The sequence below is a fragment of the Flagellimonas sp. 389 genome (genome assembly GCF_018449435.1).
Lineage (GTDB): Bacteria > Bacteroidota > Bacteroidia > Flavobacteriales > Flavobacteriaceae > Flagellimonas.
Window position 1 is genome coordinate 209,331 of the sequence record NZ_JAHCMU010000002.1, and the last position, 12,094, is coordinate 221,424.

Below are 12,094 nucleotides of genomic sequence, written 5' to 3' on the forward strand. Positions count from 1 at the left end.
ATCCCATGAGTCAGAAAGTTCGGGTTCGTTTTGCCCCAAGTCCAACAGGGCCATTGCATATAGGAGGTGTTCGCACTGCGTTGTTCAATTATTTGTTTGCAAAAAAACATGGTGGTGATTTTATACTACGGATTGAGGATACCGACCAGAACCGCTACGTAGAAGGTGCGGAAGAATATATTGTAGAAGCATTGAACTGGTGTGGAATTCCTTTTGATGAAGGACCTACTTCGACTTCTTCTGGTACATTATCAAAAGATGGGGGCTTTGGACCTTATCGTCAGAGTGAGCGTAAGCACTTGTACGAGGCCTACGCCATGGAACTTATTGAAAAAGGTCATGCGTATTATGCTTTTGATACTGCTGAAAAATTGGGTTTTCATCGAAAAGACCATGAGGCCAAAGGCAAGACCTTTATCTATAATTGGCATAACCGTTTAAAACTTTCCAATTCACTTTCCTTAACTTCAGAAGAAGTAAAACGAAAACTGGATGCTGGTGAGGATTATGTAATTCGTTTTAAATCGCCCCAAGATGAGGAATTGTTGTTGCACGACATCATTCGCGGTGAAATAAAAATAGATACCAATGTTTTAGATGATAAGGTTTTGTTCAAAAGTGACGGAATGCCTACCTATCATCTGGCCAATATTGTGGACGACCACTTAATGGAAATAAGCCATGTAATCCGTGGTGAAGAGTGGTTGCCCTCTTTGGCGTTGCATCAATTGCTCTACGATGCATTTGGATGGAAAGCTCCCGAGTTTGCACATCTTCCGCTTATCATGAAGCCTGTTGGCAAAGGAAAACTGAGCAAACGCGATGGTGAAAAAGGAGGTTTTCCTGTTTTTCCGTTATCGTGGAACGAATCGGAAGGATATCGTGAGGCTGGGTTTTTTCCAGAAGCTGTTGTCAACTTTTTGGCCTTATTGGGATGGAATCCAGGTACGGAACAAGAACTGTTCAGCCTAGAAGAACTTGTAGAGGTCTTTACTTTGGAGCGTGTAAATAAATCAGGTGCGCGTTTCGATCCTGACAAGACCAAGTGGTATAATCACCAATATCTTCAGCAGAAAAGTGATGCTGAATTGGCCAGCTTATTTGGTTCGATGTTAATCAGCAAAGAGGTTCCTCGCGAAGCTCGGAGTGCTGACTATCTTGAAAAAGTAGTCTCCCTAACAAAAGAACGCGCCAATTTTGTCACTGATTTCTGGGAATTGGGCAGTTACTTTTTCGAAGCACCCACTTCCTACAATGAAAAAGCAGTTAAAAAACAATGGAAAGAGGGTACACCAGAATTGATGCTACACGTATTGGATATTGTAAAAACTACTGAAGATTTCAATTCTGCAACCATTGAAACCAATGTAAAATCCTGGATTACCGACAACGAGCTTTCCTTTGGAAAAGTGATGGGCCCCCTACGCCTTATCATTGTTGGTGACATGAAAGGCCCCCATATTTTTGATATTTTGGCTTTGTTGGGGAAAGAAGAAAGTGTTGCTAGGATTAAGAAGGCGTTGGAGGTTTTAAGTTAGCAATGTGAATCTAGGTGTTTGAAAGGCATTCAATGTCATTGGAATATAACCTTTCTTTATTTTGTTAAACTGTTAAGACCAATTCTGTATAAACACAAGATAAGAAAACTCCTATTTCCTATCAACTAACCCCCAATTCCTAAAACACATGTAACAATTCCTTCTTAAAACCTACTTATCTCATACAGTCTTTTTGTAATTTAACCTGGTAACTTAAAATTCTTATACTATGAACTTTTTCCTAATACCGATCATTCTTTTTGGTCTTGTCATTCTTTTTTCATCCTTCTTTATTGTGAAGCAACAAACTGCCGTTGCCATTGAGCGTTTTGGGCGTTTTCATGGCATTCGACAATCTGGCTTGCAAATGAAAATTCCATTGGTAGATCGTATTGCAGGTCGACTGACCCTAAAAATCCAACAGTTGGATGTTATGATAGAAACCAAAACCTTGGACGATGTATTCGTGAAAATCAAGGTTTCCGTGCAATTTGTGGTCATCCGTGAAAAAGTCTACGACGCCTTTTACAAGTTGGAATACCCACATGATCAAATCACTTCCTTTGTTTTTGATGTGGTACGCGCCGAAGTCCCAAAAATGAAATTGGATGATGTTTTTGTGAAAAAGGATGATATCGCCATTGCAGTAAAACGTGAGCTTCAGGAATACATGTCGGAATATGGCTATGATATTATAAAAACCCTGGTTACCGATATTGACCCAGATGCCCAAGTAAAAGAGGCCATGAACCGAATCAATGCATCGGAACGTGAAAAAATTGCAGCACAGTTTGAAGGGGATGCCGCTAGAATCCTTATCGTAGAAAAAGCAAAGGCCGAAGCGGAAAGCAAGCGGTTACAAGGACAAGGTATTGCGGACCAGCGTAGGGAAATTGCAAGGGGCTTGGAAGAGTCCGTTGAGGTCTTGAACAAAGTGGGCATCAATTCGCAAGAGGCTTCTGCCCTTATTGTAGTGACACAACATTACGATACGCTGCAATCCATTGGAGAGGAAACCAACACCAACCTGATCTTGCTTCCAAATTCTCCACAAGCGGGCAGCGATATGCTGAACAACATGGTTGCTTCCTTTACGGCGAGCAATATGATAGGGGAATCCATGAAAAAAACAAATGTGGAAAAGGACAAGAAATAGGTCTTAGTTGTCAGGTTGGGCCTGTCGAAACCGTATATCTATTACACGGTTATCAAGCATTTCGACAAGCTCAATGTGACATGGAGTATTGTTTTTACGTTCTTTTTCGCCCAAACAAATAATCCCTGCTTTTTATTTGGGCATTTTTACATCAGAAAAGGCACAAAAAAACCGCTCTTAAAAATTTTTAAGGGCGGTTTTATAAGATCTTACCGACCAGACTTTACTGGCAATTACCAACAGGAGATAATCCTTCCAGCTCCCAATCAACACCTTCACTCTCGAGATAAGCAATTGCATTAAAAACTTCATTAATTTCAAAACAGGCAATCATACCCTCCATACCACAATTAATTCCAAATGGTCCGTCATTATTTTCTACAAAATTGGACCAATCGATCACTGTGTTGTTCATCCTTATTATGTCCATTCCACTGTTATCGAACATGTTCTCCATGTTGGTTATGTTGCCAATGTCCCAACCCCCTATATCCTGGTTGAACACGGAAGCCCCAGAGAACATTCCAGACATGAAGATGACTTTTTCTGTATTCCATCCACCAATATCCTGATTGAACGAGGATGCCCCAAAGAACATGGAACCCATCTGTGTAACGCTCGACACATTCCACATACTTATATCTTGGTTGAACAAAATTGCCCCTCCAAACATTCCAGACATGCTGGTGACGTTTTCCGTATTCCAATCACCAATATCCTGATTGAACGAGGATGCACCATTGAACATAAAAGGCATGTTGGTGACGTTTTCCGTATTCCAATTACTAATATCACCATTGAAGGACGATGCGCCAAGAAACATAGATTTCATATCCGTAATATTGCCTACATCCCAATTGCCGATATCCCCGTTAAATTGTTTGGCACTTGTGAACATACCTGCAAGGGAAGAGAGCTGTGACAGGTCGGGCACATCGGTCGCTTTATAGACCATATTCTCGCAACTCGCAAAAGCACTTTCCAAGCTCTCCCATTTGTTATTGCCCCATTGGTCTATACTCATAAGTTTAGGCGCACTTGCGAGAAGAGACATTATCATACCGGGAAAATTTCCCTGGATCGCCACAACATGATCCCCTGCCGTTGCATACGAATGTTCTATATTCTCATCTTTGGTAATATTCTCAATGGTGCCATCTCCCCAATCGATCATAAAATCATATGCCAAACCTTCTACTAAGCCTATCTCTATACTTTCCCCATCCGTAACGGTCTTCCAGGTGGTGACAAAAGTGTCGTTCACATCTTGGACAGTGACCGTAACTTTCGCATTTGTTTCCTCTACGCCATCATAAGCGCTCACAAAAAGGGTATGTGCCGTTTTGGTCTCAAAATCCAGGGATTTTCCGGTAGTTAAACTAAGTACACCGGCCTCGGTAATGTCAAAAAGCCCGTCATCATCGGATTCTATGGAAAATGTAAGGCTGTCCCCGTCCGGGTCACTCGCGGTTACCGTTCCAATGGCCTGGGCATCGGTGATATCCTCGGCAACGGTAAAGGACTGTTCCGCTATGACCGGGGCCTTGTTCTCTTCCTCTGGTACCTTGGGCGAATCATCTTTGCCGCAGGAGAACATAAAAAGAGAAAGGCTAAAAAATAAGTACATGTTCTTTTTCATCTTTATTGAATTTTAAATTGAACTTGTACAAGTTGGGATTTCTTGGCGATGGTTAAGCCGTTAAATGAACGGATGCCCCCATTCGTTTGATGGATGGCCATTCTGGGTTGACGGATTTTTATGGAACCGTCCTAAAAAAAGCTATACAGTTGGACCGGACCAAGATCTTCCATAATAGCTCCATTAGGCTATTTTAGGTGTTGGGATGTCAGGTTGGGCCTGTCGAAACCGTATATCTATTACATGGTTATCAAGCATTTCGACAAGCTCAATGTGACATGGAGTATCACTTTACGCTTTTTTATTTGAGCATTTTCACATCAGAAATGGTATATAAAACCGCCCTTAAAAAATTTAAGGGCGGTTCTATAAGATCTCAGCGATCAGGCTTTACTGGCATCCATTGGTAGCTAATCCGTCCAATTCCCAGCCATTACCAGCTTCGAGAAAATCAATGGCTTCACCAACTGCAAAAATATTAGAACAAGCCACCATACCTACCATACCACATTTTATATCTTTTGGTTTGTCATTATTTTCTACAAAACTGGACCAATCGACCAAGGTGGCATTTATGCTTTCTTCTGACATTCCGCTGTTATCGAACATGCTCTCCATATTGGTTATGCTGCCAATGTTCCAATCCCCCAAATCTTGATCGAAGGAAGAGGCCCCACTAAACATTCCGCTCATGGAGGTGACGTTTTCCGTGTTCCACCCACCAATATCACCGTTAAAGGAAGAAGCATCGAAGAACATGCTGGACATGCTAGTGACGTTTTCCGTGTTCCACCCACCAATATCACTGTTAAAGGAAGAAGCACCATAGAACATGCTGAACATGTCGGTGACGTTTTCCGTGTTCCATCCACCAATATCACCGTTAAAGGAAGAAGCGTTTTGGAACATGCCACTCATATCCCCAATAGTACTTACGTCCCAATCGCCGATATCCCCGTTAAATTGTTTCGCACCATAGAACATGCTATTAAGGGAAGAGACCTGTGACAGGTCGGGCACATCGGTCGCTTTGTAGACCATGTTCTCACAGCCCGCAAATGCCGTTAACATGTACTCCCATTTGTTATTGCCCCATTGGTCCAAGCTCATAAGCTTGGGCGCACTTGAAAGCGCTATCATTTCTATACCGGGAAAATTTCCCTGGATCGCCACAACATGATCCCCTGCCGTTGCGTACGAATGTTCTATATTCTCATCTTTGGTAATATTCTCAATGGTGCCATCTCCCCAATCGATCGTAAAATTGTATGCAAAGCCTTCTACTAAGCCTATCGTTATGCTTTCCCCATCCGTAACGGTCTTCCAGGTGGTGACAAAAGTGTCGTTCACATCTTGGACAGTGACCGTAACTTTCGCATTTGTTTCCTCTACGCCATCATAAGCGCTCACAAAAAGGGTATGTGCCGTTTTGGTCTCAAAATCCAGGGATTTTCCGGTAGTTAAACTAAGTACACCGGCCTCGGTAATGTCAAAAAGTCCGTCATCATCGGATTCTATGGAAAACGTAAGGCTGTCCCCGTCCGGGTCGCTCGCGGTTACCGTTCCAATGGCCTGGGCATCGGTGATATCCTCGGCAACGGTAAAGGACTGTTCCGCTATGATCGGGGCCCTGTTCTCTTCCTCTGGTACCTTGGGCGAATCATCTTTGCCGCAGGAGAATATAAAAAGAGAAAGGCTAAAAAATAAGTACATGTTCTTTTTCATCTTTATTGAATTTTAAATTGAACTTGTACAAGTTGGGATTTCTTGGTGATGGTCAAACTGTTAAATGAACGGATGCCCCCATTCGTTTGATGGATGGCCATTCTGGGTTGACGGATTTTTTGGAACCGTCCTAAAAAAAGCGATACAGATGGACCGGACCAAGATCTTCCATAATAGCTCCATTAGGCTATTTAGGGGTTGGGGTTTGGGTGTTAGGGGTTAGTCTAAGATCAAAGGAACAAAGCCATTTTGCGTTTTTCGCCAAATAGGGAATTTCAGGAACAAGGAATGCAGATCTATTGGTGTTGTAAGGACTTAACCTATTCCTGAATATCCCTAATTAGGTTGAACAGGTATCTAGAAGTATTGCCCTATGCCAAAGACAATCCCATTTGTGGATTCATTGGAAATACCAAAACCATAATCCAACCGGAATACCGCATTGAAAATCCGTTTGTGAATCAATCGAAACCCCACACCCGAATATAAACGCGTAGATGTTCCATCGAACAACTGCCCGAAGTTCTCTCCAGGTTCTCGCCAAGATCCTGCGTCTATAAAAGCATTTCCCTGTATGGCAAACCATCCTTTTTCATAGAACGTATGCCTGTATTCCGTATTCAGCACCAAGGCAGCTGTTCCTCTGTCCACTGTATTGCCAACACCTCGTATATTCAATTGGTTGTCCAGGGTAAATGGTGCAAAGGGGGAATCTTCGTTCCCAAAAGCGGCGGCAAAACGCAATCTACTTGCCCAATTTCCTTTGGTTCCCAGTTTTCTGTAGTGAATCAAATCATTCCTAAAAGAGACAAAATCCCCTAAAAATTCTGTTCCCGGCTCATCTCCGTTTAGGAAACTGATATACTGTGTTGTGAATTCATTGATCGTACCATCCACATATTGATAATCTATGTCCAAATCCACATAACGGTATTGCCCTCTGTATATCAATTTATCTGCCTCTAGAGAAAGAGGTCTCCCCAGCAAAGGTTCATCCCCAAAAAAGTCATAGCTTTCTTTAACAAACGAAACCCCAAGCTCTGCTTCATTCTTAAAATCGAAGAAGAACAATAGATTTCCTTCTGCACTTCTTGCATTGAAACGATAATCTTTTATCCCTTCCTCAAAAAATACGGGCTCCTGTGTTGTGTTGTCCTGATAACTGAATCCAATGCCCCATTTATCACTGAACAGAAAAGGATGCTCCCAGAAAACACCGTAAGAATCGAAGACATTGCGCTCGTAAAAGCCTCCTAGAAGCTGATTGTTCCCAAATAAATTGAACTCAAATGCTGAGATTCTATAGGCAAATTCACCATTGTTCGCCGTTGCAATCCGTAAGCCCGGAATTATGGTAAAATTTTCCTCTATTCGATAGACCAATGTTTTTTCATTGCCTAGAGTATAAACGCTATCTTTTGCGTTCGCTATTCCGGGCAATCGTTTTAACCGCTCAATATCTTGCTTTACCAAAACGGAATCATAAACTGTATTTGCCCTAACTTTTACCAACCTTCTTAAAAAAGACTCTTTGGTACGTTTTAGACCTTCAAATTCCAGCTTGGTTATTTTTTGTTCTTGTGAAAATCCAAATAGGCAACAAAATAGAAGACAGGGTAGCAGTAACTTTTTCACTGAATGCAAATTTTTCAATATCAGACGAAAAACTATCGTAAACCCTACAGTAAAAATCGATTTTTACGTTTAAAACGCTCTAAAGGCTTTTTGAATCATAGGCTATAGCTAAACATTGATTATGTAAAAAGTGTTCGTAAAACCATTAAAAACCAATTGGTTTTTATAGTTCAAGCCTATACTATATGCTTTAATGATAAGTGAAAGTTATTGCTTGGTTTTTTGTTCCAATTTCGCCCAAGTATCTCGTAAGGTTACCGTTCTGTTGAAAACAAGGTTTCCTTCTGAGGAATCTGAATCAACATTAAAATAGCCCAATCGTTGAAATTGAAATCTGTCACCAACTTTTACATCTTTTAGACTTGGTTCCAAATATCCTGTAACTTTTTGAAAGGAATCCTTATTTACAAATTCCATAAAATCTTTGTCCTTGTGACCGTCTGGTGTCGCATCTGTAAAAAGTCTGTCGTAAACCCTTACCTCAGCTTCAATGGCATGTTGTACAGAAACCCAATGTAAGGTGCCTTTTACTTTTCGCAAGCTTTCTTCGGTACCACTGCCACTCTTACTCTTTGGGTCATACGTACATTGTACTTCTGTAATATTCCCATCGGTATCTTTTGTGCAGCTTTCCGCTTTGATGATGTAGCCGTTCTTTAAACGAACCTCGCCGCCCAGCTTTAGTCTAAAAAATTTACGATTTGCCTCTTCCCTAAAATCTTCTTTCTCTATAAAGATTTCTCTTGAAAAAGGAACCTTTCTATTTCCTGCTGATTCGTCTTCGGGGTTGTTTTCTGCATCCAACCACTCTTCTTTTCCTTCATCGTAATTGGTGATGACTACTTTCAAAGGGTTAAGAACGGCCATTACCCTTGGAGCAATTTTATTGAGATGCTCGCGTACGTGAAATTCTAACAAAGAAACGTCAACCACATTTTCGCGTTTAGCGATTCCAATGGTTTCGGAAAAATTACGAATGGATTCCGGGGTATAGCCTCTTCGTCGTAATCCTGAAATTGTTGGCATTCTTGGGTCATCCCATCCATTAACAACTCCACTTTCCACCAATTGCAATAATTTTCGCTTACTTACTACGGTATGACTTAGGTTTCTTCGTGCAAATTCTCGTTGTTTGGGCCGTAATTTATCAGTAGCTACCAATTGATCTAAAAACCAATTGTACAGCTCTCTATGTGGCAAGAATTCTAGTGTGCACAAGGAGTGCGAAACCTGTTCTATATAATCGCTCTCGCCATGAGTCCAATCGTACATTGGATAAATACACCAATCGGTATTTGTTCTGTGGTGTGGTTTGTGCAACACGCGATACATGATAGGGTCGCGCATCAACATATTTGAAGAGGTCATATCTATTTTAGCGCGCAGAACATGCTTTCCTTCTTCAAACTCTCCATTTTTCATGCCCTCAAAAAGGCGCAAATTTTCCTCAACGGTTCTGTTTCTATGGGGGCTTTCCTTGCCGGGTTCAGTGGGAGTGCCTTTTTGCTCCGCCATTTCTTCAGAAGTCTGACTATCCACATAGGCTTTACCTTCTTTTATCAACTGCTTTGCCCAATCGTAAAGTTGTTGAAAATAATCTGAAGCATACCTTTCGGTATCCCATTTAAAACCCAGCCATTCCACATCCTTTTTTATGGCTTCAACATACTCTTTTTCCTCTTTAGCGGGGTTGGTGTCATCAAAGCGCAAGTTTACAGGAGCGTTGTACCTTAGTCCAAGCCCAAAATTTAAGCAAATGGAACTGGCATGACCAATATGTAAGTAGCCATTGGGTTCTGGCGGAAAACGGAAACGCAGTTCGTTTTTCCCATAGCCATTCTCCAAATCCTCTTCGATAATGTGCTCAATAAAATTAAGTGATTTAGCATCTTCTCCCATACCCAAAATTTGAAGCGCAAATGTAATGAAATCCAGCGTTTAAAGCTATAAATCATAATTTGGTGTATACAAAGAAAGCCGTTTCACAACACTTTTGGTATACCCTACAACAATATCTTTCCATTCCTCCAAAATAAAATCATATTTGTTATTAGAATGTTATATGAAAATAGAGGTGTTTACGAACGCCTTTAAGAACTGAATAAAATTAAGGGGCACAATTTTAATAGGGCATTATTGCCTAAAACCTCTTAAAACTAACTCTGATGAAGACAATTGGTTCACATTTTAGCATTCTTCTTATTGCATGTGCAATGACATTACTTGGGGCTAATTCGCTACATTCTCAAGTATTGAACAAACCAACTACTGTTTGGACAGCAGCATGTGCATCTGCAAGCTTTAACGAATATGATGTTAGTTTCAGGTGGAACCCTCCTTTGGTAGATTCCAACAATGAGTTTATTCTAGAACTATCCGACTCCAATGGAAATTTTGGGTCTCCCAGAGAGCTTTCAAGGCTTTCGGACAAAAACGCGGTCTTTAATTTTGATTTCACTTTTGCAGTGCCTACCGATGTGAACGGCGAAAGCTTTAAACTTAGAGTTCGTAGTACAAGCCCGGCAAAAACAAGCCCAGCAACTGATGCTTACCCCATGTATTTTGTAGATTACAACTCACCATTGCTTATAAGCGAAAATGGTAGTGGATCTATTCCACCGGGTGGTACGATTGAAATCTGTGGCAGTGGTTCCGTGACACTGTCTCCACATAACATACCCAACCCAAACAACTACAGTTATAATTGGTATCGTAGTGGTACGCTTCTTAGCGAGAAATCAAAAGACTTAACGGTATCCACTACTGGAATGTATTATGTAGAATTGGACTACGGATCTGTATGTTCTGGTTCCGCAAATACGTTATCCAACACCATAGAAATATCGACAGGAACAAGTCAAGGAATTGCCATTAACGGCTCTAGTGATGTTGGCCTTTGTCCCGGTGATCCATATACCTTAACCGCTAATATTAGCGGTAGCGGACTTACCTATACTTGGTATAAAGACGGTGCTGTAGTATCTGGACCAACCATCAACGCACATACTTATGCTGTCAACTCTAGTGCTTCTGGTTATGAAGGTGACTATGAGGTTGAAATCAGTGGGGCAGGCGCTTGTCAAGAACGTTCAGCTCCTGTGGCTATAAGAAATCTTAGTGGTTTTGATATAACAAGAGAAAATGAAGCCAATATTGTACTGCTGCCTTCACAAACAAAAACATTATCGGTAACGACCACAGCTACCACACCAACGTACCAATGGTTTAAAGATGGTTCGGCAATTACCGGTGCAGATCAAAGCAATGTAGAGATTAGTGATGTAGGAGTATATTTTGTTAGAGTTACAGAAACAGGCGGAAGTTGTTCTGCTGCCCCTATCGATTCTGAAAGCACAACGATTGTTTCCCCGAGTTCGTTTGAGTTCGTTATTGATTTCGCTGGCACTTATGCTTCTTGTGAAAACACCGAAGCTACCCTTAATCTATCTACGATAAATGCGGTGAGTAGTTCAGGAACAAAAACTGATGTTACTTCCGATTTGCTTTCTTCCTTCTCATATCAATGGAGCAAAGACGGTAATACCATTGGTGGAGAGACTTCGAGAACGATAACCGTTCCAGATTTTAACGAAAATGGCGCTTACAGTTTAGAAGGTACATTAAACACCTTTACTGCTTCTTCCAATGATTTAGATGTAAAACTTGCCGCAGATGAGGTGTTGGCCATTACTTCTAACGAAACCGTATTATGTGAGGGGTCCGACCCTATAGTTTTGGAAAGCTCTAAAAGCTTGAGCGGTGAAACCTTTGAGTGGGTAAGGGATGGCCAAGTAATAGATACTACAACAGAAAATCTAGTCGCGACAGAAATAGGAACATATCAATTGATCGTAAAAACCAATGATTGTCCAATAGTTTCCAATGAAATAACCATTGTAAGTTTTGATGAGTCCCTACTTGTTCTAGATAGACCACAAGACCTTATTGTTATAGAAGGCGAAACGGTAACGATAACCGCAAGTGGAGCAACCTCTTATGAATGGTTTAATTCAGACAATACCCTTTTGGGTTCGCTAAATTCTTTCGGTTTTAATCAAGAAGGAGAATTTCTTTTAGTAGCAAGCTTTGGAAGCTGCACCGTTAGCAGGGTAATCACCGTAACGTTCAGAGATACCTTTGCCATACCCAATGTTATTACGACCAATGGTGACGGAATCAACGATTTATGGGTGCTGCCAAACACGTATTCTAGAGATCAAGAAACACTTGTAACGATTTTCGATGAAAGAGGAAGAGAAGTGTTCAGTCAAACAAATTATGAAAACAACTGGCCCCAATCCACTACTATGTTTAACCAACAAAGTATGATTTTCTATTATAGAATCAGTAAAGGTGGGGAAAGTTTAAAACAAGGAACCATAACGGTGATTAAATAAACAG

Annotated in this window: 7 protein-coding genes; 3 read left to right on the forward strand and 4 right to left on the reverse strand. The window is 41.1% G+C overall.

Annotation, left to right across the window (positions count from 1 at the left end; all coding sequences use genetic code 11):
• Nucleotides 1–5: 5 nt before the first annotated feature.
• Together gltX and KIM67_RS02650 are read left to right on the forward strand one after the other, a co-directional pair.
• Nucleotides 6–1,538, forward strand: a complete 1,533-nt coding sequence (gene gltX, locus KIM67_RS02645) for a glutamate--tRNA ligase (RefSeq protein WP_213829814.1) — start codon at nt 6–8, stop codon at nt 1,536–1,538.
• A 229-nt stretch (nt 1,539–1,767) separates the two neighbouring features.
• Nucleotides 1,768–2,694, forward strand: a complete 927-nt coding sequence (locus KIM67_RS02650; RefSeq protein WP_213829815.1) for an SPFH domain-containing protein — start codon at nt 1,768–1,770, stop codon at nt 2,692–2,694.
• 223 nt (nt 2,695–2,917) lie between these two features.
• Here KIM67_RS02650 and KIM67_RS02655 read toward each other — a convergent pair whose 3' ends face one another.
• The 4 genes from KIM67_RS02655 to KIM67_RS02670 form a co-directional block, all read right to left on the reverse strand.
• On the reverse strand, nt 2,918–4,333 hold the full coding sequence (locus tag KIM67_RS02655) for a BspA family leucine-rich repeat surface protein (RefSeq protein WP_213829816.1): 1,416 nt from the start codon (nt 4,331–4,333) through the stop codon (nt 2,918–2,920).
• 390 nt (nt 4,334–4,723) lie between these two features.
• Nucleotides 4,724–6,058 (reverse strand): BspA family leucine-rich repeat surface protein, encoded by a 1,335-nt coding sequence (locus tag KIM67_RS02660; protein ID WP_213829817.1) that lies wholly within the window; start codon nt 6,056–6,058, stop codon nt 4,724–4,726.
• 357 nt (nt 6,059–6,415) lie between these two features.
• The gene (locus KIM67_RS02665; RefSeq protein WP_213829818.1) at nt 6,416–7,693 is read right to left on the reverse strand and encodes a POTRA domain-containing protein; all 1,278 of its coding nucleotides are present in this window, start codon (nt 7,691–7,693) and stop codon (nt 6,416–6,418) included.
• A gap of 207 nt (nt 7,694–7,900) precedes the next feature.
• Entirely contained in the window at nt 7,901–9,592 is a 1,692-nt protein-coding gene (locus KIM67_RS02670) for a glutamine--tRNA ligase/YqeY domain fusion protein (protein ID WP_213829819.1), read from the reverse strand.
• Between the two features lie 266 nt (nt 9,593–9,858).
• On the opposite strand from KIM67_RS02670, the gene KIM67_RS02675 reads away from it, so the two are divergent.
• The gene (locus KIM67_RS02675; RefSeq protein WP_213829820.1) at nt 9,859–12,090 is read left to right on the forward strand and encodes a gliding motility-associated C-terminal domain-containing protein; all 2,232 of its coding nucleotides are present in this window, start codon (nt 9,859–9,861) and stop codon (nt 12,088–12,090) included.
• Nucleotides 12,091–12,094: the final 4 nt, after the last annotated feature.

Bases quoted from the DNA above. Each gene is read 5' to 3' on its own strand.
- KIM67_RS02675 (WP_213829820.1), top strand. From the start codon at position 9,859: ATGAAGACAATTGGTTCACATTTTAGCATTCTTCTTATTGCATGTGCA.
- KIM67_RS02670 (WP_213829819.1), bottom strand. From the start codon at position 9,592: ATGGGAGAAGATGCTAAATCACTTAATTTTATTGAGCACATTATCGAA.
- KIM67_RS02655 (WP_213829816.1), bottom strand. From the start codon at position 4,333: ATGAAAAAGAACATGTACTTATTTTTTAGCCTTTCTCTTTTTATGTTC.
- gltX (WP_213829814.1), top strand. From the start codon at position 6: ATGAGTCAGAAAGTTCGGGTTCGTTTTGCCCCAAGTCCAACAGGGCCA.
- KIM67_RS02660 (WP_213829817.1), bottom strand. From the start codon at position 6,058: ATGAAAAAGAACATGTACTTATTTTTTAGCCTTTCTCTTTTTATATTC.
- KIM67_RS02650 (WP_213829815.1), top strand. From the start codon at position 1,768: ATGAACTTTTTCCTAATACCGATCATTCTTTTTGGTCTTGTCATTCTT.